At 71.9% G+C, this 23,915-nt stretch carries 22 protein-coding genes; 15 read left to right on the top strand and 7 right to left on the bottom strand.

The genetic code is table 11. The features are described from left to right. Window positions 1-139 precede the first annotated feature (139 nt). Complete coding sequence (locus ACZ7L7_RS07840) at window positions 140-1,045, top strand: expansin EXLX1 family cellulose-binding protein (protein WP_285512270.1); 906 nt, start codon at window positions 140-142, stop codon at window positions 1,043-1,045. A gap of 3 nt (window positions 1,046-1,048) precedes the next feature. On the opposite strand, the gene ACZ7L7_RS07835 is transcribed toward ACZ7L7_RS07840, so the two are convergent. Further along, the gene (locus tag ACZ7L7_RS07835; RefSeq protein ID WP_472075273.1) at window positions 1,049-1,888 is read right to left on the bottom strand and encodes a class I SAM-dependent methyltransferase; all 840 of its coding nucleotides are present in this window, start codon (window positions 1,886-1,888) and stop codon (window positions 1,049-1,051) included. Window positions 1,889-1,968: 80 nt separating this feature from the next. Here ACZ7L7_RS07835 and ACZ7L7_RS07830 point away from each other — a divergent pair, with 80 nt between their 5' ends. The 3 genes from ACZ7L7_RS07830 to ACZ7L7_RS07820 all read left to right on the top strand — a co-directional run bounded on the left by ACZ7L7_RS07830 (window position 1,969) and on the right by ACZ7L7_RS07820 (window position 5,235). Beyond that, window positions 1,969-2,370, top strand: a complete 402-nt coding sequence (locus ACZ7L7_RS07830) for a helix-turn-helix domain-containing protein (protein WP_472075271.1) — start codon at window positions 1,969-1,971, stop codon at window positions 2,368-2,370. Window positions 2,371-2,533: 163 nt separating this feature from the next. Then, the gene (locus tag ACZ7L7_RS07825; protein WP_472075269.1) at window positions 2,534-4,594 is read left to right on the top strand and encodes a galactose-binding domain-containing protein; all 2,061 of its coding nucleotides are present in this window, start codon (window positions 2,534-2,536) and stop codon (window positions 4,592-4,594) included. Window positions 4,595-4,623: 29 nt separating this feature from the next. Continuing rightward, complete coding sequence (locus ACZ7L7_RS07820; RefSeq protein ID WP_285512266.1) at window positions 4,624-5,235, top strand: TetR/AcrR family transcriptional regulator; 612 nt, start codon at window positions 4,624-4,626, stop codon at window positions 5,233-5,235. Here the strand turns inward: ACZ7L7_RS07820 and ACZ7L7_RS07815 are convergent. Beyond that, window positions 5,230-5,739 carry a hypothetical protein gene (locus ACZ7L7_RS07815; RefSeq protein WP_472075267.1) on the bottom strand — a complete coding sequence of 170 codons (510 nt, stop codon included), beginning with the start codon at window positions 5,737-5,739 and terminating at the stop codon, window positions 5,230-5,232. The two genes, ACZ7L7_RS07820 and ACZ7L7_RS07815, sit on opposite strands and share 6 nt — an antisense overlap. 216 nt (window positions 5,740-5,955) lie before the next feature. Between ACZ7L7_RS07815 and ACZ7L7_RS07810 the strand changes: the two genes are divergently transcribed. Together ACZ7L7_RS07810 and ACZ7L7_RS07805 are read left to right on the top strand one after the other, a co-directional pair. Further along, window positions 5,956-6,741, top strand: a complete 786-nt coding sequence (locus ACZ7L7_RS07810) for a cyclase family protein (RefSeq protein ID WP_471432070.1) — start codon at window positions 5,956-5,958, stop codon at window positions 6,739-6,741. After that, on the top strand, window positions 6,738-8,363 hold the full coding sequence (locus ACZ7L7_RS07805) for a thiamine pyrophosphate-binding protein (RefSeq protein ID WP_285512263.1): 1,626 nt from the start codon (window positions 6,738-6,740) through the stop codon (window positions 8,361-8,363). Before ACZ7L7_RS07810 ends, ACZ7L7_RS07805 begins: the two co-directional genes overlap by 4 nt. Before the next feature lie 96 nt (window positions 8,364-8,459). On the opposite strand, the gene ACZ7L7_RS07800 is transcribed toward ACZ7L7_RS07805, so the two are convergent. Then, the gene (locus ACZ7L7_RS07800; protein ID WP_285512262.1) at window positions 8,460-9,110 is read right to left on the bottom strand and encodes an FMN-dependent NADH-azoreductase; all 651 of its coding nucleotides are present in this window, start codon (window positions 9,108-9,110) and stop codon (window positions 8,460-8,462) included. A gap of 105 nt (window positions 9,111-9,215) precedes the next feature. Between ACZ7L7_RS07800 and ACZ7L7_RS07795 the strand changes: the two genes are divergently transcribed. The 8 genes from ACZ7L7_RS07795 to ACZ7L7_RS07760 all read left to right on the top strand — a co-directional run bounded on the left by ACZ7L7_RS07795 (window position 9,216) and on the right by ACZ7L7_RS07760 (window position 17,468). Beyond that, window positions 9,216-9,575, top strand: coding sequence for a winged helix-turn-helix transcriptional regulator (locus ACZ7L7_RS07795; protein WP_285512261.1), 360 nt, complete (start codon window positions 9,216-9,218; stop codon window positions 9,573-9,575). A 297-nt stretch (window positions 9,576-9,872) separates the two neighbouring features. After that, the gene (locus tag ACZ7L7_RS07790) at window positions 9,873-10,982 is read left to right on the top strand and encodes a GNAT family N-acetyltransferase (RefSeq protein ID WP_285512260.1); all 1,110 of its coding nucleotides are present in this window, start codon (window positions 9,873-9,875) and stop codon (window positions 10,980-10,982) included. 160 nt (window positions 10,983-11,142) lie between these two features. Further along, window positions 11,143-12,372, top strand: a complete 1,230-nt coding sequence (locus ACZ7L7_RS07785; RefSeq protein ID WP_285512259.1) for a DegT/DnrJ/EryC1/StrS family aminotransferase — start codon at window positions 11,143-11,145, stop codon at window positions 12,370-12,372. Window positions 12,373-12,449: 77 nt separating this feature from the next. Beyond that, window positions 12,450-13,394: a GNAT family N-acetyltransferase gene (locus tag ACZ7L7_RS07780; RefSeq protein ID WP_472075263.1), complete on the top strand. Its 945-nt coding sequence runs from the start codon at window positions 12,450-12,452 to the stop codon at window positions 13,392-13,394. Window positions 13,395-13,589: 195 nt separating this feature from the next. Next, window positions 13,590-14,714 carry a Gfo/Idh/MocA family protein gene (locus ACZ7L7_RS07775; protein WP_453599365.1) on the top strand — a complete coding sequence of 375 codons (1,125 nt, stop codon included), beginning with the start codon at window positions 13,590-13,592 and terminating at the stop codon, window positions 14,712-14,714. Further along, window positions 14,711-15,622: a DUF6807 domain-containing protein gene (locus tag ACZ7L7_RS07770; protein WP_453599362.1), complete on the top strand. Its 912-nt coding sequence runs from the start codon at window positions 14,711-14,713 to the stop codon at window positions 15,620-15,622. The genes ACZ7L7_RS07775 and ACZ7L7_RS07770 overlap by 4 nt, the downstream gene beginning before the upstream one ends. Beyond that, a complete protein-coding gene (locus tag ACZ7L7_RS07765; protein ID WP_471432074.1) occupies window positions 15,616-16,368 on the top strand; it encodes a cupin domain-containing protein in 753 nt (250 codons plus the stop codon). Before ACZ7L7_RS07770 ends, ACZ7L7_RS07765 begins: the two co-directional genes overlap by 7 nt. Before the next feature lie 68 nt (window positions 16,369-16,436). Beyond that, window positions 16,437-17,468: a saccharopine dehydrogenase family protein gene (locus ACZ7L7_RS07760; protein ID WP_472075260.1), complete on the top strand. Its 1,032-nt coding sequence runs from the start codon at window positions 16,437-16,439 to the stop codon at window positions 17,466-17,468. Between the two features lie 70 nt (window positions 17,469-17,538). Here ACZ7L7_RS07760 and ACZ7L7_RS07755 read toward each other — a convergent pair whose 3' ends face one another. Further along, window positions 17,539-19,758, bottom strand: coding sequence for a heavy metal translocating P-type ATPase (locus tag ACZ7L7_RS07755; protein ID WP_285512448.1), 2,220 nt, complete (start codon window positions 19,756-19,758; stop codon window positions 17,539-17,541). Between the two features lie 54 nt (window positions 19,759-19,812). Further along, the gene (locus tag ACZ7L7_RS07750) at window positions 19,813-20,034 is read right to left on the bottom strand and encodes a heavy-metal-associated domain-containing protein (RefSeq protein WP_285512253.1); all 222 of its coding nucleotides are present in this window, start codon (window positions 20,032-20,034) and stop codon (window positions 19,813-19,815) included. 177 nt (window positions 20,035-20,211) lie between these two features. Between ACZ7L7_RS07750 and ACZ7L7_RS07745 the strand changes: the two genes are divergently transcribed. After that, complete coding sequence (locus ACZ7L7_RS07745; protein WP_285512252.1) at window positions 20,212-21,177, top strand: hypothetical protein; 966 nt, start codon at window positions 20,212-20,214, stop codon at window positions 21,175-21,177. Between the two features lies 1 nt (window position 21,178). Here the strand turns inward: ACZ7L7_RS07745 and ACZ7L7_RS07740 are convergent, their stop codons facing one another. After that, complete coding sequence (locus tag ACZ7L7_RS07740; protein WP_285512251.1) at window positions 21,179-23,017, bottom strand: glycoside hydrolase family 15 protein; 1,839 nt, start codon at window positions 23,015-23,017, stop codon at window positions 21,179-21,181. Between the two features lie 79 nt (window positions 23,018-23,096). Further along, entirely contained in the window at window positions 23,097-23,876 is a 780-nt protein-coding gene (locus tag ACZ7L7_RS07735) for a DeoR/GlpR family DNA-binding transcription regulator (protein ID WP_285512250.1), read from the bottom strand. Window positions 23,877-23,915 lie beyond the last annotated feature (39 nt).

Genomic DNA, 23,915 nt, shown 5'->3' with positions numbered 1-23,915 from the left:
CCCGCCGTACTGAACCCGCGAATGTCGCGGCTTGTCGGTGTGCGGCCGGTTCTGGCACGATCGCTGCTCCCGTCACTCACGGCACGCGCGACACGGCCACCCACGGCACGAGCGGCACCGCGGCCGTCAAGGAGGTCCGGTGCACAGACGGTGGCTGTTGATATCGGCGGCCACGGCCCTGATCGTGGTCTCCTTCCTGGCCGTACTGTTCTCCGACGGCGAGGCCGACGCGGACCGGGCCGAGGCCACTCCCACCGCGAGTGCCCCGCTGAACGCGCTCGATCCGACGCCGAGTCCGTCGCCCAGTACCACCAAGCCCTCCAAGAAGCCGTCCCCTTCGGCCTCGCCGTCCCGCTCCAAGAAGGCCACCGCCTCCGCGAAGGCGAAGCCGACCGCGACGACCGCGCCCCGCACGGCCTCCGGCCCGGCCGCGCTCGCCGGACGCATCCGGCCCGGAGTCAGCTACCGCGGCGTCGCCACCTTCTACGACTCCGACGGCACCGGCGCCTGCGCGTACGACGCGAGCGGTGACGTCATGACCGCGGCGATGAACCACACCGACTACGAGACGGCCAAGGCGTGCGGGGCGTACGTCAACGTCCACGCCGCCGACGGGACCACCATCACGGTCCGCGTCACCAACGAGTGTCCCGAGTGCGCGCCCGGCCACCTCGACCTCAGCGCCGAGGCGTTCGCCAGGCTCGCCCCGCCCGTCGCCGGGCAAATCCCGATCACCTGGGAGCTGGCCAGCCCGGCCGACCCCGGCCCGCTGTCGATCCGGTACAAGACCGGGTCCAGCGCCTACTGGTGCGGCATCCAGGTGATCGGCCACCGCAATCCGCTGGCCCGGCTGGAGGTGAGCAGCGGCGGCGGCTGGCGGCAGCTGCCGCGCGCCGAGTACAACTACTTCCTCGCCGAGGACGGCGGCGGCTGCGGGGGCACGATCAGGATCACCGACATCTACGGGGAGCGGCTCACCGTCCAGGGGATCCCGGTCCGGCCGGACGTCGTGCAGCGCACCCAGGTGCAGTTCGCCCGGCGCTGACCCTCAGCGGGCCCGGGCGGTCATCACCCAGCACGCCGCCGTGAAACGGACCCGGGGTCCGTCCACGAACGGTTCGAAGGCGGCGCGGACGGTTTCCACGAGCCGGGTCCGCGTCGGCTCGTCCACGTCCGGCATGACCTGCCCGAGCGGGCCGAGCCGGGTGAAGTAGCGCACCAGGTCCGCGGAGGGGAACGCGCACGGGACGTCGTACGGCTGGACGTCCCCCTCCGCCCAGCCGCTCCGGTCGAGCACCTCCCGTACCCGCTCCGGGTCGGCGAGGGCGAACTGGCCGGGGCCGTCCTTCGGGCGGGCGGGCAGGTCGGGGAGCAGAGGTGCCGCGGCGCGCTCGGCCGTCGTCATGAACGGGTTCTCCTCGGCACCGCGCCACACCACCATCCGCAGTACGGCGCCGTCCGCCGCCGCGCGGCGGAGGTTGGTGAAGGCACGGACGAAGTCGTCGAAGAACATCACGCCGAACCGCGAGACGACCGTGTCGAAGGAGCCGGGTTCGAAGGGGTACTCCTGGGCGTCCCCCTGCACGAAGGTCGCCGCCGCGCCCTCCCGCTCGGCCCGCTCCCAGGCCGCCGTGACCATGGGCTCGGAGATGTCGACCCCCACGTACTGTCCCCCGGGGCCGAGGCGCCGGGCGATGGCCACGGTGGTGCCGCCCGTGCCGCAGCCGACATCAAGGACCCGGCCGCCGCTCCCGGCGGGTAGCCCCTGAAGGAGCAGGTCCTGCATGGGGCGCAGCACCTCGTCCAGCAGGGGCTGCTCCTCGACCCAGACGTTTCCGGAGGGCCCGTTCCAACGGGCGGCCATGTCGTTCTCGCTGCTGCGCGTCATGCTCATCATCGTCTCCCGTGGTTGCGGTCAGCGGGCGGAGATGACAGCGTGCTACTTCAAGCCGACTTGAGGTCAACGCCATGACGGACCTGGACATCGCCGAGGTGGCGCGCCGCTCGGGGCTGCCCGCCTCGACCCTGCGGTACTACGAGGAGCGGGGTCTGATCGCCCCCTCCGGCAGGCGCGGACTGCGCCGCCAGTACGAGGAGGCGGTGCTGGAGCGGCTGGCGCTGATCAGCCTGGGCCGCACCGCGGGCTTCTCGCTCGACGAGATCGCCCGCATGTTCGCGCCGGACGGCCGGCCGGACATCGACCGCGGCATGCTCGCCGCCAAGGCGGACGAACTGGAGGCGCGGATCCGGGAACTCCGTGTCCTGCGCGACTCCCTCCGCCACGCCGCCGCCTGCCCCGCCCCGACGCACCTGGAATGCCCCACCTTCCGGCGGATGCTCCGCGTGGCCGGGGCCGGTCGCTCCGGGTAGATCGACCACAACCGGCCGGAAATGAAACGGCAGTTGCGGCGGGCCCTCCGTATCAGGTCACTTGTCCCGGACTCTTGACTCATATTGAGCCAGTCGTCATCCTCGACCCACACATTGGGCTGGCCATGACAATGCCGTCATGCCCGTTCCAGGAGGGTGGCCCATGGCTCGACTCCCGTACCGCAGGCGCAAGGACGTGACCGTCGCCTCACTGCTCCTCCTGGTACTGGCCCTGCTGCTCGGCCCGGCGCCGAGCTCGGCGGCCGGGACCGACTGGTGGCAGCCGACCGCGCGGCCCGCCCCGGACTCCGACATCAACGTCACCGGCGAGCCGTTCAAGGGCACCAACGCCCAGGGCGAGGTGCGCGGCTTCGTCGACACGCACAACCACCTGTTCTCCAACGAGGCGTTCGGCGGACGGCTCATCTGCGGCAAGACCTTCTCCGCGGCCGGTGTCGCCGACGCGCTGAAGGACTGCCCCGAGCACTACCCCGACGGCTCGCTCGCCATCTTCGACTTCATCACCAACGGCGGCGACGGCAAGCACGACCCGGTCGGCTGGCCCACCTTCAAGGACTGGCCCGCCCATGACTCGCTCACCCACCAGCAGAACTACTACGCCTGGGTGGAGCGCGCCTGGCGCGGCGGCCAGCGGGTCCTCGTCAACGACCTCGTCACCAACGGCGTGATCTGCTCGGTCTACTTCTTCAAGGACCGCTCCTGCGACGAGATGACCTCCATCCGCCTGCAGGCGAAGCTGAGTTACGACCTCCAGGCCTACATCGACAAGATGTACGGCGGCACGGGCAAGGGCTGGTTCCGGATCGTCACCGACAGCGCCCAGGCCCGCCAGGTCATCGAACAGGGCAAACTCGCGGTCATTCTCGGCGTGGAGACCTCCGAGCCGTTCGGCTGCAAGATGATCCTGGACATCGCGCAGTGCAGCAAGGCCGACATCGACAAGGGCCTGGACGAGCTGTACGACCTGGGCGTGCGCAGCATGTTCCTGTGCCACAAGTTCGACAACGCCCTGTGCGGCGTGCGCTTCGACTCCGGGACGCTCGGAACCGCCATCAACGTCGGCCAGTTCCTGTCCACCGGCACCTTCTGGAGGACCGAGGACTGCAAGGGCCCGCAGCACGACAACCCCATCGGCAACGCCACCGCCGCGGAGGCGGAGGACGAGCTGCCGGCCGGGGTGGACGTGCCGACGTACGCCAGTGGCGCGCAGTGCAACGTGCGCGGACTGACCGACCTCGGTGAGTACGCGGTGCGCGGCATGATGAAGCGGAAGATGATGCTGGAGATCGACCACATGAGCGTCAAGTCCGTCGGCCGGGTGCTCGACATCTTCGAGGCCGAGTCCTACCCCGGCGTCATCTCCTCGCACAGCTGGATGGACATGGACTGGACCGACCGGGTCTACGGCCTCGGCGGCTTCATCGGCCAGTACATGCACGGCTCCGAAGGGTTCGTCACGGAGGCCGACCGCACCGAGGCGCTGCGCGACAAGCACGGCGTCGGCTACGGCTTCGGCACCGACATGAACGGCGTCGGCGGCTGGCCCGGACCGCGCGGGGCGGACGCGCCGAACAAGGTGACGTACCCCTTCAAGAGCGTCGACGGCGGCTCCGTCATCGACCGGCAGACCACCGGACAGCGCACCTGGGACCTCAACACCGACGGCGCCGCCCACTACGGGCTGGTCCCGGACTGGATCGAGGACATACGCAAGGTCGGCGGCCAGCACGTCGTCGACGACCTTTTCCGCGGCGCCGAGTCCTACCTGGACACCTGGGGCGCCTCCGAGCAGCACGAGGCATCGGTGAATCTGGCCGACAGGGCGCCCGCGACGGCCAGTTCGGCGGAGTGGTGGAACCCGTTCGTCAGCTACGCGCCCGGCCGGGCCGTCGACGGCGACCGGGGCACCCGGTGGGCCAGCGAGTGGAGCGACAACCAGTGGCTGCGCATCGACCTCGGCGCCACCCACCGCGTCGGCCGGGTCACCCTGGACTGGGAGCGCGCCTACGCCAAGTCCTACCGCGTGGAACTCTCCACGGACGGCAGCAACTGGCGTACCGCCTGGTCCACGACCGCGGGCGACGGCGGGCTGGACAATGCCCGGTTCGCCGGAACCCCCGCCCGCTACGTCCGCGTCCTCGGTCTCGAACGCGGCACACAATGGGGCTACTCACTGCACGAGGTGAGTGTCCACAGCAACTGAGATCCGGCATCGGCACGGGGGACACGCACATGGCACGCAGGCCGTCGGCGGAACGGCGACAGCAGCTGACGGAAGCGGCGATCAGGGCGATGGCCCGGGACGGCGTCGCACGGACGACGACCCGGTCCATCGCCGCCGAGGCCGGCGTGTCCCTCAGCGTCGTCCACTACTGCTTCGACTCCAAGCAGGCCCTGATCGAGTCCGTCATCACCACCATCACCGACCACTACGTCGGCCTGGTCAAGGACGCCCTGCGCCCGAGGGACACCCTCCAGGAGACCGTACGGGCCGGACTCCAGGCGTACTGGGACCACGTCCGCGCCCACCCCGACGAGCACATGCTCACCTACGAACTCACCCAGTACGCCCTGCGCCAGCCCGGGTTCGAGCACCTGGCCCGGCGCCAGCACGAGCTGTACCGGGACGTCTTCGCCGAACTGATAGAAGACCTGCGCCCCGTGATGGACCTCCAACTGAGGGTGCCCGTCCCGGTGCTGGCGCGCTATCTGGCCGCCATGACCGACGGGCTGACCCTCAACTACCTGGTCCTGGGCGAGGAGGAGGCCTGGGCGGGCGTCCTGGACACGGTCACCGCCCACATCGCCGCACTGGTCGACCCGGGCGTTGTTCAGGAGTCATGAGGGCGCGCCGCCACCGGTCCACTTCAGCAGCAGCGCCTCCCGTTCCTCCCGGGACGGAGTGGCGTCACCGGCCCGGTCCCGGCGCCACTGGAGCAGGTCGACCAGGGCGGTACGGCCGTCCACGAGCCGGGCCAGCAGGGCCCGGGACAGCTCGTACTCGGTCGGGCCGTAGAACCCTCCGGCCACGGCGGTGTACGCGTCCGTCTCCACCGACCCGTCCGCGGTGGCGATGCGGACGGTGAAGGGCGGGGGCAGCTCCCCGCCCCCGGTCAGCGCGCTGGCCACCACGTCCACGGCCTGCGACACCCAGCGCCGCGGCAGCGGACGCACGGCCACGTCCGCCACCTCGATCCCGCACACCTCGGCCCAGCTCCAGGTGCCAGCGTTCCGCCCCAGCGCCTCGACACCGTCCTTGGACAGCCGTACGCCGGATGCCGTGCCCGCCGGCTCGGCGCCGATGTACACCGAGTCGTCGGTGATCCAGAACAGGCCGACCATGGCCATGGGGTCCTCCTCGTGATTCGTCTCGGTCACTGAGACGACACGCCCGGCCGGTCGGTTGCGTCCGAGGTCAGCAGGTTGATCACGGACCCCGCGGGGCGAGCGCCGACGCCGTGCGGAGCGTCCCTGGCAACTCGTGCGGTTCTCGCATGGTGCATCCCCGTGAACCGATCCATCCTGGGAGTCCCGCGTGCTGTCCGCCGTCGTCCGGAGGCCCTCATGCCCGAACCGTCCGTCCTCGCGTCACTGGTGTCCGCGCTGCGGGAGGGGTCGATCGAGGTCGTCGACCTGACCGCGCCGCTGTCGGCGGCGACCCCGCTGATCCAGCTGCCGTCCGAGTTCGGGCAGACGGCGGCCTTCGAACTGCAGGAGATCAGCCGGTACGACGGCCGGGGCCCCGCCTGGTACTGGAACAACTTCCGTACCGGCGAGCACACCGGCACCCACTTCGACGCCCCGAACCACTGGGTGACCGGCAAGGACCTGGACGACGTGGCCTCGGTGCCGGTCCGCCGCCTGATCGCGCCCGCCGTCGTCCTGGACTTCACCGCCGAGGCGGAGCGGGACCCCGACTTCCTGGTCGGTGCGGACCATGTGAAGGCGTGGGAGGCGGAGAACGGGCCGCTGCCGGACGGGGGTTGGCTGCTGCTGCGCACCGGCTGGGACGAACGCGCCGGTTCCCAAGAGGAGTTCCTCAACGCCGACGACAACGGACCCCACACGCCCGGACTTTCCCCGGAGTGCGCGCGCTGGCTGGCCGAGGAGGCGCCGGTGCTCGGGCTGGGCGTGGAGACCGTGGGCACGGACGCAGGGCGGGCGCACTCCTTCGAACCGGCCTTCCCCTGCCACTCGTATCTCATGGGCAACGACAAGTACGGGCTGACGCAGTTGCAGAACCTGGCGTTGCTGCCGCCGACGGGCGCCGTCGTGATCGCCGGCCCGCTGCCCATCGTCACCGGGTCCGGGTCGCCCGCGCGGGTGCTGGCACTGGTGGAGCGCCGGTGAAGGGCGCGGAGGCGGTCGGACGGGCCCTGGTGGGTGCCGGGGCCGGACAGGTCTTCGGGGTGGTCGGATCGGGCAACTTCCACCTCACCAACGCCATGGTGGCGGCCGGGGCGCGGTTCACGGCGGCGCGGCACGAGGGCGGCGCGGCGACCATGGCGGACGCGTACGCCCGGACCAGCGGCACCGTGGCCGTGCTCAGCGTGCACCAGGGGCCCGGGCTCACGAACGCGCTGACCGGGATCACCGAGGCCGCCAAGAGCCGTACCCCGCTGGTGGTCGCGGCGGCGGAGGTGACCGAGCCGCGGTCCAACTTCCATGTGGACCAGGAGGCGTTGGGGCGGGCGGTCGGCGCGGTGCCGATGCGGGTGGGTGCCGCCGAGGACGCGGTGGCGTCGGCCTGCGAGGCGGTGCGCAGGGCCCTGCACGAGCGGCGGACGGTGCTGCTCAACCTGCCGCTGGAGGTGCAGGGTTCGGAGGTTCCGGCGGACACCCTGGGGGAGGCGGTGTGGCCCCTGCCGAGGGCGGCGGTCGAACCGGCGGCGGCCGAGGTGGAGGCGCTGGCGGGGGTGCTGGCCGGGGCACGACGGCCGGTGTTCGTGGCCGGGCGCGGGGCACGCTCGGCCGGGGCGCGGGACGCCCTGGAGGCCCTCGCCGAGCGCTGCGGGGCGCTGCTGGCGACCTCGGCCGTGGCGCGCGGGCTGTTCCGGGGGAGCCCTTGGGCGCTGGACGTGTCCGGCGGGTTCGCCTCACCGCTCGCCGCCGAGCTGATCACGGACGCCGACACGATCGTCGCCTGGGGCTGCTCCCTCACTCCCTGGACGACCCGGCACGGCCGCCTGATCGGCCCCGGCGCCACCGTCGTACGGGTCGACGACGACGCCCCGCCCATCGGCCCGTACGACGTCACCGGCGACGTCGAGCTGACCGCGCGCCGCGTGCTGGAGGCCACCGGCGCCGCCCGGGAGGGCTACCGCACGCCCGAGATCGCCGAGGCGCTGGCGGACCGGGTGCGCTGGCGTGACGTGCCGTACGAGGACCGGAGCACCCGGGACCGGATCGACCCGCGCACCCTGAACATCGCCCTGGACGACCTGCTGCCCGCCGAGCGTGTGGTGGCGGTGGACTCCGGCAACTTCATGGGCTACCCGACCATGTACCTCTCGGTCCCGGACGAGCAGGGCCTGTGCTTCACCCAGGCCTTCCAGTCGATCGGCCTGGGCCTGGCGACCGCGATCGGTGCCGCGCTGGCCCGCCCGGACCGCCTGCCGGTGGCGGCCCTGGGCGACGGCGGGGCGCTGATGGGGGCGGCGGAGCTGGACACGGTCCGCCGTCTCGGGCTGCCCATGGTGGTCGTCGTCCACAACGACGACGCCTACGGAGCCGAGGTCCACCACTTCGGCCCCGACGGGCACCCGCTCGACACCGTCCGCTTCCCCGAGACCGACATCGCGGCCGTGGCGCGCGGCTACGGCTTCGAGGCGGTGACCGTGCGCACCCGGGCGGATCTGAAGGCCGTCGCCGACTGGCTGGCGGGGCCGCGGACGGCTCCGCTGCTGGTCGACGCGAAGGTGGTGGCCGAGCGGGGGAGCTGGTGGTTGGAGGAGGCCTTCAGGGGCCACTGAGCGACCGGCTCTCTGTCAGTCCGGGGGAGCTCCGGCTCCCGCTCGGTCCGTGGGCTTGTGCGGCCCGAGCCACCGGCCTCCTCCCGGTCCGTGCGCTTACGCGGCCAGGCGCTCGGCCAGGGCCTTCGCCTTGCGGTCGGCGGCCTGGAGGGCCTGCTCGCGGGAGGACTCGAAGAGCGGGACCAGTTCGGCCATCGCCGGGTTCTGCGGGGCCATGGTCAGCTCCGGGACGATGAAGTCCAGGTCGGCCTGCATCCAGTCGGCGAAGACCGCGCTCAGGTAGTTCTGCACGTACTCGAAGCCCTCGCGCGGCGTGCCCGGCGCGTAGGAGCCGCCGCGGCTGGCGACGACCGTGACCGGCTTGCCCTTGAGGGAGGGAGCGTCACCAGCGGTGCGGCCGACCACGATCACGTGGTCCAGCCATGCCTTGAGGGTCGACGGGACCGTGAAGTTGTACATGGGGGCGCCGATCACCACGGCGTCCGCCGCCTCCAGCTCCTCGACCAGCCGACTGCGCTCGGCGAAAGCGGCCGCCTGCTCGGGCGTGTGGTTGGCGGGATCGACGAAGAACGCCGTCGTGGCGTCGGCGGTGATGTGCGGCACCGGCTCGGCGTGCAGGTCCCGGTAGACGACCGTGCCCTCGGGGTGCTGCTCCAGCCACGCGGTCCGGAACGCATCGGTCACAGCGCGTGACGAGGAGGCCGCGGCGGGGAACGCGGACGAGTCGATGTGCAGAAGGGTGGCCATGAGGATCTCCAAAGAGTGAGTCGCTGAAAGTCTGTACTCAACTATGGATAGCACATGGACTTACTTTTTTTCATCCCCTCTCGAACGGCACAGTACCCTGGGGGTATGGCGGTAGAGGAACTGCACGACAGTGCGGCGTGCAAACAGGTGGACGGCGGCATCAGCCGCGTCTTCCAGCTGCTCGGGAAGCGCTGGACCGGCCCCATCGTGTCCGTGCTCGTCGGCCAGCCCGCGCACTTCGCGGAGCTGCGCCGGGCGATCCCGGGGATCAGCGAGCGCATGCTCTCCGACCGCCTCGCCGAGCTGGGCGCCGCCGGCCTTGTCCTGCGCGAGGTCGACGAGGGGCCGCCGCTGCGCGTCTCCTACCGGCTGACGGAGAAGGGTGCCGCCCTGGAGCCCGCACTGAAGGAACTCGGCGAGTGGGCGAAGAAGTATCTGCCGGATCTGGGTCCCTGCGGGGAGTGACCGGTCCGCCCGGCCGGGAAGGTGCCACGGCTTCCCGCTTGATTGTCATGTCCGCATCCGGTGTACACCCTGCCGCTCCCGGGGCGAGTTGACCGGATCGGCGCCATTCCGTCGTCCCGGGGCGAGAAGTCGTCGAACATGCCCTTCCTTTACGAGCGACGGTCTTGACAGCCTCGGTGACGTTTCGCCACGTTTGATCCTTGTCGGCCCGCTCCGATCGTGGTCGGACGGCCGGTACCGGAGGGGACTGACGCGGACCGCGCGTCATCCGGGGGGAACTGGGGGGAGCGGTCGCCCATGCGATCCACACGCAGTACCGACACGGACATAACGGTCCACAGACCCGGGGAGTTGAGCGCCGCGCTGCGCTCGGCCTGGCACCGGGCCATGGACGAGTCACCCGAGTACGCCAACCCGTTCCTGGCACCGGAGTTCGCCGACGGCGTCGGCCGGCACCGGGGCGGGGTCGAGATCGGCGTCCTGCACGAACACGGCGAGCCGGTGGGCTTCCTGCCGTACGAGCGCAACCTGTTCGGCGTCGGCCGGGCCGTCGGCATCGGGCTCTCCGACTGCCAGGCCCTGGTGCACCGGCCCGGCGTCATCTGGGACGCCGAGGAACTGCTGCGCGCCTGCGGGCTCGTGAGCTTCGAGTTCGACCATCTCGTCGAGGAACAGAAGCCGTTCGGGCGGTACGTCACCGGTATGTTCGCCTCGCCGGTGATCGACCTGGAACCCGGCGACGGCGACTACGCGGCGTGGCTGCGGGCGACGTACCCCGGCCAGGCCAAGACCACGCTGAAGAAGGAGCGCCGACTGGCGCGCGACGCGGGCGAGGTGCGGTTCGTCTTCGACGAGCGGGACCCCGAAGTGCTGCACCGGCTCATGGAGTGGAAGTCCGCCCAGTACCGCAGAACCGGCCGGATGGACCGCTTCGCCCGGCCCTGGATCGTCGACCTGGTCGACCATCTCTTCCAGCTGCGCGAGGAACACTTCACCGGTGTGCTCTCCGTGCTCTACGCCGGTGACCGCCCCGTCGCCGCGCACTTCGGACCACGCTCCCGGACCGTCCTCGCGGCCTGGTTCACCGCCTACGACCCGGAGTTCCACTACTACTCACCGGGCCTGATGATGCATCTGCGCACCGCGGAGGCCGCCGCCCGGCACGGAGTGCGGATGATCGACCTGGGGCGGGGCGACAAGGAGTACAAGGACTGGCTCAAGACCCGTGAACTGCGCGTGGGCGAGGGGTTCGCGACCCGGCCCCACCCCGTGGCGGCGGCCCACCGGATGTGGCGCAGACCGGTCCGTGGCCTGCGCAACACCGTGCTCGCCCACCCCCAGTTGCGCCAACCGGCGGACCGGTTGCTGAGAACGGTCGGCTCGATGCGCTCCGGCCGCGGCCACTGAATCGGTCCGCGCACTCCCTTCACGTAGCGTCCCGTCACCGCTGACGGCGACGGTCCTGCGAGCCGCGAGGCTCACGGCTCCGATCGGCGCGCGCCACGTGCCGCGTCCGTCCCACCCCCGACGGAAGACGTCCGTCCCACCCTCGACGGAAGAAGTGACGATGCCGTACGGATCCCGGCTTGCCGCGACGATGACGCGGCGGCTCGGACGCGAATGCGTGTACACGCCCTCGGCCCGGCTGGCCCTCTACCTGGCGCTGCGGCGCTGGTGCAGGCCCGGCGCCCGGGTGCTGATGTCACCGGTGAACGACGACGTGATCCTCTTCGTCGTACTGGCGGCGGGCTGCCGCCCGGTGCAGGCGCCCGTCTCCGCGTGGGACGGCAACATCGACCCGGCCGCCGTACCCGAGTCGACCTGGCGGGAGATCGACGCCGTACTGACCACCAACCTCTACGGCGTCCCCGACCGGGTGCTCGAACTGCGCCGCCGCTGCGAGCGGTTGGGCATCCCGCTGATCGAGGATGCGGCCCACGCCATCGGCAGCCACGTGGACGGGCAGCCGATCGGCACCTTCGGCACCGCCGCCGCGTTCAGCCTCTCCAAGCACGTCGCGGCCATGGCCGGCGGCTTCCTCGCCGTCGAGGACGCCCGCACCCGCCGCGAACTGGAACGGCTGCGCGACGACCTGCTCACCCCGCGCCGCCTGCGCGAAGACCTCAATGTCACCCTGCGCCCGCTGGCCCGCTCCACCGTCCGCACCCTGCGACTGGTCCGCCCGGTGTGGCGCACCATGCAACGCCTCGGCCTGATGGAACGCGACGGCTTCCGCATGGACCTGCACGCGCCTCGGCTCACCACCTCCGCCCGCTCCGCGCCCAGCCTGACCGCCTACGAACCCTGGGTCCGCGTCGACCTGCACGGCTTCCGGGTCCGCCACGGCACCCTGGTACGCGGCCAGTTGGGCCTGCGCATGGCCCGGCTGGAGGACGACCTCGCCCGCCGCCGTGCGGGCGTCGCCCTGCTCTCCGGCACCGCCTGGTCCTCCACCGCCCTGAGCGAACGCGCCCTCCACGACGGACCGCTGCCGCTGTTCCGCGTTCCCCTGCTGGTCCGGGACCGCGACACCCTCCTGGAACGCATGGTCGACCACGGCATGGTGTGCGGCTACGTCTACGACCCGCCCCTCGACGACTACGCGGGCGCCGAGTTCGTCGACCCGTCACCCGACCCCCGCGCGGCCCGCTGGTTCGCCTCCCACGTCCTTCCCGTCGATCCGCTGCTGGCCCGCCGCACGATCTCCGCCCTCACCCGCGAACGAGCGACGGCGGTCCGCCCCACCTTCCTCACGGCCCCGCAGGAGGCCAACCCGACGGCGCCACTGGGCACATAGGGCCACGCCTCGGCCGGGCCGGAGCCCTGCGGAAATCCTGTCGACGGCGGGGCCCGCTCCTGGCACAGTGGCCCACCATGCCGCATCACGAAGAGCTGACCGCCGCGGACCTCGGCCTCATGCAGGGCATGGCGCAGCGGGTCACCGCGCTCCGGCCGGACCTGGTGAACAGCGACGCCTCCTACGGCGAGCTGGCCTGGAACTGGGGGAGGGGGCGCAGCGCACGCGGCTCGACCTGGACCCGCCGACTGTGGTTCTCCGGCGAGGAGTTGGTCGCGTGGGGCTGGCTCCAGCCGCCGCACACGGTGCGGCGCGGCGACGGATCGGTGAAGGACGTGACCCACGCCTACCTCGTGTACCAGGTCCACCCCGAGCACGCCGGGCTAGTCGAGGAGGTCATCGACTGGTACGACACCTCGGCGGCGGGCCTCGACCGCACGGTGGTGCCGAGCGCCGTCGACACGTACGGCCTGGAGCGATGGGCCGCGCACGGCTACGGCACCGATCCCGACGCGCTCGGCGACAAGGCGTCCTGGACCCAGCTCAACCAGCGGGACCTCGCCGAGGTGGAGGAGCCGTCGCTGCCGGACGGATTCCGGTTCCGCACGGCCGACGAGGCCGGTCCGGAAGCGGCCGTACAGGCGCATGTGGCGGCGTGGGCGCCCTCGTCGTACACCCTGGAGAGCTACGCGGGCGTGCGGGGGACCGCGGCGTACCGCGGGGACCTGCATGTGCTGGTCGAGGCGCCGGACGCCACCATGGCCGCCTCCGCGCTCATCTGGCTGGACACGGTGAACCGGACCGCCCAGTTCGAATCGGTCGGCACCCACCCGGACCACCGGCGCCGGGGCCTGGGCCGGGCGGCGCTGCTGCACGGCATGCGGCTGGCGCGGGGGGCGGGCGCCGAGCAGATGACGGTGGCCTGTCTGGGCGCGCCCGGTCATCCGGCGGCACGCGGGCTGTACTACAGCGTCGGGTTCCGGAAGTTCACGCGGGACGCGCCGCTCCTCAAGCGCGCCTGACGCCGGCGATCGCGGCACGGCGGGCGCCGGTGAGGGGTGTGAGTGTCTCCGCCGGCCACAGGGCCCCGGCCCTGACCTCCACATCATTGGTCCCTGCAAGGGGTTGTCCGGACAATGCCTCGGCGCCTAGGGTCTGACCTGTGAGAGCAAGCGCTTTCTAGTTGGCATGTCCGTCGGCCGTCCGAGGAGCGCCGCATGTCCTTGTCCCCAGCGAACCCCGTTCGCCGCCGGGTGGCCGTCGTCGGCACCGGTGCCATCGTCAGCGGCAGCCATCTGTCCGCCCTCACGGCCCACGCCGACCGGACGGAACTGGTCGCAGCGGTGGACGTGGACCAGGGCAGGCTCGGCGCCTTCCGGGAGCTCGCGGGCGGCACCGTCACCGGCTACACCTCGATGGGCGCCATGCTCGACGCCGAACGCCCCGACCTGGTCCTCATCGGCACCCCGCCCGCCCTGCACCGGGAGCAGACCGTCGCCGCCCTCAAGGCGGGTGCCTGGGTGCTGTGCGAGAAGCCGCTCACCCTCTCCCTCGCCGACTACGACGAGATCGCCGCCGCCGAGGAGGCCTCCGGCGCCTACGCGGCCGTGATCTTCCAGCACCGCTACGGCTCCGGCGCCGACCACGCCCGCAGGCTGATCACCAGCGGCGAGCTGGGCGCCCCGCGGGTCGCGCACTGCCAGACCACCTGGCACCGGGACGCCGCCTACTACGCGGTGCCCTGGCGGGGCCGCTGGGCCAGTGAGGGCGGCGGCCCCACCATGGGCCACGGCATCCACCAGTACGACCTGCTGCTGCACCTGCTCGGCGAGTGGGACGAGATCCGCGCCATGGCCGCGCGCCTCGTCCACGACACCGAGAGCGAGGACGTCTCCACCGCCCTGGTCCGCTTCCGCAACGGCGCCCTCGCCACCGTCGTCAACAGCGTGCTCTCCCCGGACGAGGTCAGCCGCATCCGCATCGACTGCGCCGACGCCACGGTCGAACTGACCCATCTGTACGGGCACCGCAACGAGGACTGGGCCTACACCCCCGCCCCGCACGTCGCCCCCGAACGCGCCGCCGCCTGGCGCACCCCGCCCGCCGACGTCCCCAGCTCCCACACAGCCCAGCTCGGCACCCTCCTCGACGCCTACGACGCGGGCGTACGGCCCCCCGGCAGCGGTCCCGAGGCGCGGGCCACCCTCGAATTCGCCGCCGCCCTGTACAAGGCGGCCTTCACCGGCCTGCCCGTCCGCTCCGGCGAGATCGCGCCCGGGGACCCCTTCTACGCGGCGATGCACGGAGACCACCCCGACTGGGCCCCCGAGGAGCGCGTGTGACCATCCGAGTCAGCCACCTGCACGGCGAGCACATCGCGGTCGCCGCGGCGAACGGCACGGAGATCCTCCGCTACGTCTACCGCCCCGACCCGGACCCCTTCGAGTCCCGCAAGCCGTACGCCCACCCCCTGCGCACCCTCGCCGGGCACACGGTCACCGGCTACCGGCCGAACGACCACCGCTGGCACAAAGGCCTGCAGATGACCGCCAGCCACCTGTCCGGGCAGAACTTCTGGGGCGGCAACTCCTATGTCCACGGCGAGGGTTACCGGCGACTGCCGGAGCGGGTCGGCTCGATGCGGCACGACGGCTTCTCCGCGTTCACGGTGCGCGACGACCGGCTCGCCGTCACCGAGGAGCTGACCTGGGTGGAGAACGGCGGCGAGGAGTGGGCCCGCGAGGAGCGGGGCCTGACCGTCCACTCCGTCGACGAGGAGACCGGATCCTGGGCCCTGGACTGGTCGATCCGGCTCACCAACACCCGCTCCGCGCCCCTGGTCTTCGGCTCCCCGACCACCGCGGGACGCGAGATGGCCGGCTACACCGGACTCCAGTGGCGCGGACCGCGCGACTTCACCGGCGGCACGGTCTTCGCGCCCGGCACCGACGCCGAGAAGCTGATGGGGTCGCAGGGGCCCTGGCTCGCCTTCACCACCGAGCACGACGAGGTCGACGCGCACTCCACGGTCGTCTTCGCGCACGCGCCGGAGAACGAGGTGGCCGTCCACGAGTCCCACTGGTTCGTCCGCTCCGAGCCGTTCCCGACCGTCGCGTTCTCCTGGGCGTTCTTCGACGAGTTCGCGCTGGCCCCGGGAGAGTCCTTCGGCTACCGCTACCGTGTGGTGATCGCCGACGGCGCCTGGGACACCGAACGCGTGGCCGAGCACCTGGCGGGCCTGCCGTGGTGAAACCCGCCCTGCCGAACCCGCTGCCCGGCGCCATCGGCCTGTCCCACCTCAGCGCCTACGACTGGGAGGCCGCCGACGGCGTCTGCGGCGGCAGCCCGCATCTGCACCTGGTGTGCACCGAGGCGTACGTCGTCACCGGCGGCCGGGGCGCCGTGCAGACCCTCAGCCCCGACGGCTACCGGGAGATCCCGCTGGAGCCCGGCTCGCTCGCCTGGTTCACCCCCGGCACCGTGCACCGCATGGTCCAGGGCGGCGATCTGCGCGTCACCGTGCTGATGCAGAACAGCGGGCTGCCCGAGGCCGGGGACGCGGTGTTCACCTTCCCGCCCGACGTGCTCGCCGACCCCGACCGGTACCGCGCCGCGGCCACCCTCCCGCCCGGCACGGGCCCCGACACCGCCGAGGCCGCCCGGCGCCGCAGGGACCTCGCCGTCGAGGGCTACCTCGTCCTGCGCGAGGCCCTGGTCGCGGGCGACACCGGCCCGTACCGCGCCTTCCAGCGCACCGCGGCCCGCCTCGTCCGCGACAAGGTGCCGGCCTGGCGCGCCCTGTGGCAGGAGGGCGCCCTGGCCGCCGCCCGGCGCACCGGCGCCCACCTCGACGCCCTCGTGGACGGTGACCCCGGCTACCTCGACGACTCCACCGCCCACTGGACGACCCCGACCCGCCACGGCGGCTTCGGCATGTGCGGCAGACGGGACGAGTACGGGGTAGCGGGGACGACACTGCCGTACGGCGGGGACTGACGCCTTCCGGCTCGCGGCAGAGGCCTGTGCGCCCACAAGAGGGGGCCGAGTGCCCTACGTTGGCGCGTATGACTACTGGAGACACGCGGGGCCGGATCCTCGTCATCGGCGGTTACGGCGCTGTGGGCAGCGCGGTCGGCACCCGGCTGGAGGAACGGTTTCCCGGGCGCGTGGTCCCGGCGGGCCGCAACGAGGTCCGGGCCCGCCGCCTCGGCGGGGTCCGCGTCGACGTGCGGGACCTGGACGGACTGCGGCGCACGCTGGACAAGTTGGGCGATGTGCGCGTGGTCGTGCTGTGCGTCGAGCCCGAGGACGCCTCGCTCGCCCGTGTCTGCCTGGAACGCGGGATCCACCTGGTCGACGTGAACGCCACTCGGGATCTGCTGGAGGCCGTGGCGGACCTGGACGGTGTCGCGTCCGGCGCCGGTGCCACCGCCGTGCTGAGCGTGGGCGTCGCGCCCGGACTGACGAACCTGCTCGCCCACCGGGCCCACGAGGCCGTGGGCGGCGCGCAACGACTCGATGTGACGGTGCTGTTGGGCTCCGGCGAACGCCATGGCACCGACGCCGTGCGCTGGACGGTGGAGAACCTGACGGAGCCGGTGACGGCGGCACCCCGCTCCGTGTACCTGCCGGGCCACGGCACCCACCGGGCCTACCCGTTCCCCTTCTCCGACCAGCACACCCTGCGCCGCACCCTCGGCGTCCCGCAGGCCACGACCCGCCTCTGCCTGGACTCCCGCCCCTTGACCGCCGCCCTCTTCGCCCTGCGCGGCACGGGAGTGCTGCGCGGCGAGGACCGCGCCCCGCTGCGGCGCAGCCTGACCGGCGCCTTCAGCCGCGTCCACGTGGGCGCCGAGAGTTTCGCACTCCGCGCGGACGCCTGGCGTGACGATCGCCACGCCGCGTTCGCGCTGACGGGACATGAGCAGAGCCGGGTGACGGGTCTGGTGGCGGCGGAGGTCGCGAGCGAGCTGCTGCGGGGGCAGCTCCTGCCCGGCGTCCACCACATCGAGCAGCTGCCCGAACTGGCGGATGTGCCGGAGAGGCTGGCGGGGGACGGGGTGAGGGTGCTGCGGCGCCACAGCGGACGCGACTAGGGACGTCCGCGCCCGAACAGCCCTGGGCCCGGCCACTCGGCAGGAGTGACCGGGCCCCGGACGGTTGCCCTCAGTCGGCCGCCTTGAACGACCGCAGCCTCAGCGAGTTGCCGACCACGAACACCGACGAGAAGGCCATCGCCGCCCCCGCCAGCATCGGGTAGAGCAGCCCCGCCGCGGCCAGCGGCAGCGCGGCCACGTTGTACGCGAAGGCCCAGAACAGGTTGGACCGGATCGTGCCCAGCGTCCGGCGGGCCAGGCGGATGGCGTCCGGCGCGGCGCGCAGGTCGCCGCGGACCAGGGTCAGGTCGCCGGCCTCGATCGCCGCGTCCGTGCCGGTGCCCATGGCCAGACCGAGGTCGGCCTGGGCCAGCGCCGCCGCGTCGTTGACGCCGTCGCCGACCATGGCCACCGAACGCCCCTCCGCCTGGAGCCGCTTGACGACGTCCACCTTGTCCTGCGGCATCACTTCGGCGACGACGTGCTCGGGCGCGATGCCGACCTGCCGGGCCACGGACTCGGCGACGGCCCGGTTGTCCCCGGTGAGCAGCATCGGCGTCAGACCGAGCGCCCGCAGCCGGGTGATCGCCTCCGCGCTGGTCTCCTTCACGGCGTCGGCGACCTCCAGGACCGCCCGCGGCTCCCCGTCCCAGGCCACGGCGACGGCGGTACGGCCGCCCGCCTCGGCCTCGGACCTGGCCGCCGCCAGCCTCAGCGGCAGCTCCATGGCCCATTCCTCAAGCAGCCGTTCCCGGCCCACCAGCACGGCGTGTCCGTCCACGACGCCCTGCACGCCGAGCCCCGGCACATTGGCGAAGTCCTCGGGCGCCGGGAGCGAGCCGAACTTCTGGATCGCGCCGTCCGCGACGGCCCGGGCGACCGGGTGCTCGGAGGCGTGCTCCAGGGCGCCCGCCAGCCGCAGTACCTCGGCCTCGTCGGTGCCGTCGGCGGTGTGCACGGCCAGCAGGGTCATGCGGCCGGTGGTGACGGTGCCGGTCTTGTCGAGGACGACGGTGTCGACGCGCCGGGTGGACTCCAGCACCTCCGGGCCCTTGATCAGGATGCCGAGCTGGGCACCGCGCCCCGTGCCGACCATGAGCGCGGTGGGCGTGGCGAGGCCCAGGGCGCAGGGGCAGGCGATGATCAGGACCGCCACCGCGGCCGTGAACGCGGCGGCCGTGCCCGCGCCACTGCCCAGCCAGAAGCCGAGGGTGCCCAGCGACAGCGCGATCACGATCGGTACGAACACCGCCGAGATCCGGTCGGCGAGCCGCTGTGCCGCGGCCTTGCCGTTCTGCGCGTCCTCCACCAGCCTGGCCATCCGCGCCAGCTGGGTGTCGGCGCCGACCCTGGTCGCCTCGACGACCAGACGTCCGCCCGCGTTGACCGTGGCCCCGGTGACGGCGTCACCGACGCCCACCTCGACCGGTACGGACTCGCCGGTGAGCATGGAGGCGTCGACCGCGGACGAGCCCTCGGTGACGGTTCCGTCGGTGGCGATCTTCTCGCCGGGGCGTACGAGGAAGCGGTCGCCGACCTTCAACTCGTCTACGGGCACGGTCCGTTCGGAACCGTCGGCAGCGATCAGCGTGACGTCCTTGGCGCCGAGCTCCAGCAGCGCCTTCAGCGCCGCACCCGCCTTCCGCTTGGAGCGGGCCTCGAAGTAGCGCCCGGCGAGGATGAAGGCGGTGACCCCGGCGGCGGCCTCCAGATAGATGTTGGCCGACCCGTCACTGCGGGAGATGGTCAGCTCCAAGGGGTGCGTCATTCCCGGTTCGCCCGCGGTGCCGAAGAACAGCGCCCACAGCGACCACAGGAACGCGGCCGACGTACCGACCGAGATCAGCGTGTCCATGGTGGCGGCGCCGTGCCGGGCATTGATGAACGCGGCCTTGTGGAACGGCCAGGCGGCATACGTCACGACCGGCGCCGCCAGCGTCAGCGAGAGCCACTGCCAGTACTCGAACTGGAGCGCCGGGATCATCGCCATCGCGACCACGGGGACGGACAGCACGATCGCCGTGATCAACCGCTCGCGCAGCGGCCGGAGTTCGTCGTTCTCCGGTGCCTTCTCCGGTTTTGGTGCGGGCAGTTGGGCGGTGTACCCGGTCGCCTCCACGGCCGCGATCAGGTCGTCGACGGACACGCCGGCGCCGTAGGAGACCTTCGCCTTCTCCGTGGCGTAGTTGACGGTGGCGGTCACGCCGTCCATGCGGTTGAGCTTCTTCTCGATGCGCGCCGCGCACGAGGCGCAGGTCATGCCGCCGATGGTGAGTTCGGTGTCGATCATGGTGGTCACTTCTGCTCCTCGGGCGGGCGGGCGTATCAGTCGCGGCGGGCGGTGTCAGGCGCGGCCGGTGACTTCGTATCCGGCCTCGTCGACGACCTCGGCGATCAGCGCGTCGTCGGGCTCGGTGCTGCTGCTGACGGAGACCTGGCCGGCCGCGAGGTCGACCTCGACGCCGGTCACTCCGTCCAGCTCACCGATGACCTTGGTGAGCGTGGCCTTGCAGTGGCCGCAGGACATGCCGGAGACGGCGTACGTGGTGATCGTCTGGGTGGACATGGGGTGCCTCCTGGATCGACTGTTCCTATGGGTTCCGCATACCCGGTGGGGGTATCTTTCCGGATGGCTCCATGTATACCCCTGGGGGGTAGTCGACGCAAGCCCGTCCAGAGGTTGACTTCATACCCCCTAGGGGTATCGTGAGCGGCATCGGAAGCTGAGACCGAGGAGATCGACATGCATGCCGGACTGAAGATCACCGCGTTCGCCGCGGGCCTGGCCGCCACCTTCGGTACGGCCTACGGCGTCGGCAAGGGAGTGGGGCCGGTGGACGAGGACCCCAAGCCCGTCGCGCGGCACGAGAGCCACAGCGAGGCGTCGGAGGGCCATGACGGCGGCGGGGGAGCCGCCCAGGCCGCGGCCGGGGGACTCCAGATCTCCGAGGGCGGCTACACCCTTGATCTGAAGACCCCGACCGTCCCCGCCCGCGACCGCTCCGACCTGCGCTTCGTCATACGGGACAGCAGTGGCCGCGCGGTCAAGGCATTCCAACGCGAGCACGAGAAGGAACTGCACCTCATCGTGGCCTCCCGCGACCTGGTCACCTACCGCCATCTGCACCCCACCCGCGCCGCCGACGGCACCTGGAGCACCCCCGTCGACCTGCCCCGCGCGGGCGGCTACCGCGTCTTCGCCGACTTCACCCCGGCGAAGAAGGGTGCCGAGAACCTCACCCTCGGCGCCGACCTCGCCGCCTCCGGCTCCTACCGGCCCGAGCACCTGCCGGCCCCGAAGGCCACCGCCGAGGTCGCCGGCTACCAGGTCCGCCTGGACGGCACCCTGCGCCCCGGCAGGGCGAGCGAGCTGAAGCTGCACGTCTCACGCGACGGCAAGCCCGTCACCGACCTCCAGCCCTACCTCGGCGCCTACGGCCACCTGGTCGCCCTGCGCTCCGGTGACCTCGCCTACCTGCACGTCCACCCGAACGGCGAACCCGGCGACGGCAGCACCGAGCCCGGACCGGCGGTCTCCTTCACCGCGACCGCGCCGAGCAGCGGTTCCTACCGGCTCTTCCTCGACTTCAAGCACGACGGGAAGGTCCACACCGCCGCCTTCACGGTCCGCACCGAGGGCGCACCGCCCGCCCCGGAGGAGCAGCAGCAGGAATCCGGGCACGAGGAGAGCCCCGGCCACGGCCACTGAGTCAGCCGAGCGCCTTGTCCAGGTTGAAGGCCGCGCTGATCAGCGCGAGATGCGTGAACGCCTGCGGGAAGTTGCCCTGTTGCTCCCCGGTGTGGCTGATCTCCTCGGCGTACAGGCCCAGATGGTTGGCGTACGTGAGCATCTTCTCGAACGCCAGCCGGGCCTCGTCCACGCGGCCGGCGTGCACCATGGCCTCGACGTACCAGAAGGAGCAGATCGAGAAGGTCCCCTCGTCGCCGCGCAGCCCGTCGGGGCTGGCCAGCGGGTCGTAGCGGTAGACGAGGGAGTCCGACACCAGCTCCTGGGTGAGGGCGTCCAGGGTGGACAGCCACTTCGGGTCGGTCGGCGCGATGAACTTCGTCAGCGGCATCATCAGGACGGCCGCGTCCAGCACGTCGTCCTCCTCGTGCTGGACGAACGCCTGCCGGGACTCGGACCAGCCGTGGCTCATGATGCGCCGGTAGATGGTGTCCCGGCAGGTGCGCCAGCGGACGATGTCGGCGGGCAGTCCGCGCCGGGTGGCCATCCGGATGGCCCGCTCGATCGCCACCCAGCACATCAGCCGCGAGTACAGGAACTTCTTGCGCCCGCCCCGGGTCTCCCAGATGCCCTCGTCGGGCTGGTCCCAGTGCTCGCACACCCAGTCCACCAGCGCGCACACGTCGTCCCACTGGTCGCTGGAAATGGCCTTGGCCCACTTGTCGTAGAGGTAGATGGAGTCGATCAGCGCGCCGTAGATGTCGAGTTGGAGCTGCTCGGCGGCGGCGTTGCCGATCCGCACCGGCGCCGAGCCCTGGTGGCCCTCCAGATGGTCCAGGTCGCGTTCGGTCAGGTCGGTGCGGCCGTCGATGCCGTACATGATCTGCAGCGGCCCCGACGGCTTGCCGTCACCCGGACTGATGTGCCGCATCACGAAGTTCATGAACGCCTCGGCCTCGCCCGTGAACCCGAGCCGCAGCAGCGCGTACACGCAGAACGCCGCGTCCCGCACCCACACGTACCGGTAGTCCCAGTTGCGCTCGCCGCCGATCTGCTCGGGCAGGCTGGTGGTCGGCGCCGCGACGATGGCGCCGGTGGGCGCGTAGGTGAGGAGTTTGAGGGTGAGCGCCGAGCGGTGCACCATCTCCCGCCAGCGGCCCCGGTACTTGGACGACGACAGCCAGTGCCGCCAGTAGGAGACCGTGGTGTTGAACTGCTCCTCCGCCTCGGTCATCGCGCACCGGCGCGGGCTGATCTCGCCGCCGACCTGGTCCAGCGCGAACACCGCCGTCTCGCCCTCGGCGAGCTTGAACTCGGCCCGTACGTCCACTCCGTCGGGCTCCAGCGGCACCGTCGCGGTCAGGCCGAGGGAGAGCTTGCTCGACTCGAACACGGCCACGTCGCCGACCATCCGCACGGTGTGCGGCTGGGAGCCGTAGGCGAAGCGCGGGGCCACCCGGGCGCGGAACGGGATGGAGCCGCGCACGCACAGCACGCGCCGGATCAGCCGGTGCCGCTCGGTCTCCACCGAGTCGCCGTCGACGGGCATGAAGTCCTGCACCTCACCGACGCCGTCCTCGGTGAAGAAGCGGGTGATCAGGACGTTGGTGTCCGGGAAGTAGAACTGTTTCGTCTGCGCGGGCACGGCCGCCGCCAGCTCGAAGGCGCCGCCCCGCTCGGCGTCGAGGATCGCCGCGAAGACGCTCGGCGCGTCGAAGGAGGGGCAGCAGTACCAGTCGATCGTGCCGTCCGTCCCCACCAGGGCCACGCTGCGCAGATCGCCGATCAGACCGTGCTCGGCGATCGGCAGATAGCGGGCGGCGGCCGGGCCGTCCTGGTCGCTCGGTGCAGTTCCGCTCATCGCAGCCTCCCTGGGGCCCCCGACACCGCCACGTCGCCAGCGTAGGCGGAAAGGGGTGGCCCGCGAGGGCGTAATGGCGTCAGACCGTGACGACCTCGATGCCCCGCTCCTCGAAACGCCGGACAGTGTCCGTTCCGGCCGCAGAGTCGGTGACCAGGGTGTCCACCGTGCTCGCGTCGCAGATCCGGGCGAACGCCCTGCCGCCCAGCTTGCTGGAGTCGGCGGCCACGATCACCCGCCCGGCCCGCTCGCACAGCAGCCGGTTGATCGCCGCCTCCGCCTCGTCATTGGCCGCCGCGCCGTGCATGACGTCGAAGGCGACGACCCCGAGCACGGCCACGTCCAGGGTGATCTGCCCGAGTACCCCGTCCGCGAGCGGCCCGATCAGCTCGTACGACTGCGGGCGGGCGACCCCGCCCGTCACCACGATCTTGAACTGCGGGCGCACGGCCAGCTCGTTGGCGATGTTCAGCGCGTTCGTGACGATCGTCAGCGCGGGTGAGCCGTCGGCCAGATCGCCGCGCACGGCCAGGGCGCGGGCCACCTCGGTGGTTGTGGTGCCACCGGTGAGGCCGACCGCCTCGCCGGGGGAGACCAGGGCGGCCACCGCCTTGGCGATGCGCTCCTTCTCCGAGGCGTGCCGGGCGGTCTTGTAGCGCAGGGGCAGCTCGTAGGAGACCCCGTGGACGACCGCGCCGCCACGGGTGCGCACCAGCATCTGCTGCTCGGCCAGCTGGTCGAAGTCCCGGCGGATCGTGGCCGCCGAGACCGACAGCTCCGTCGCCGCCTCCTCGACATCCAGCCGGCCGCGCTCGACGAGCAGTTCCAGCAGCGCCTTCCAGCGGGCGTCGCGTGACATCCGCGCCTCCGTTTCTCGATCTACCCGGCGACCCTAGCG

The sequence above is a fragment of the Streptomyces sp. NPDC110618 genome, assembly GCF_055657065.1.
This window is presented reverse-complemented; position numbering and strand designations above follow the sequence as displayed.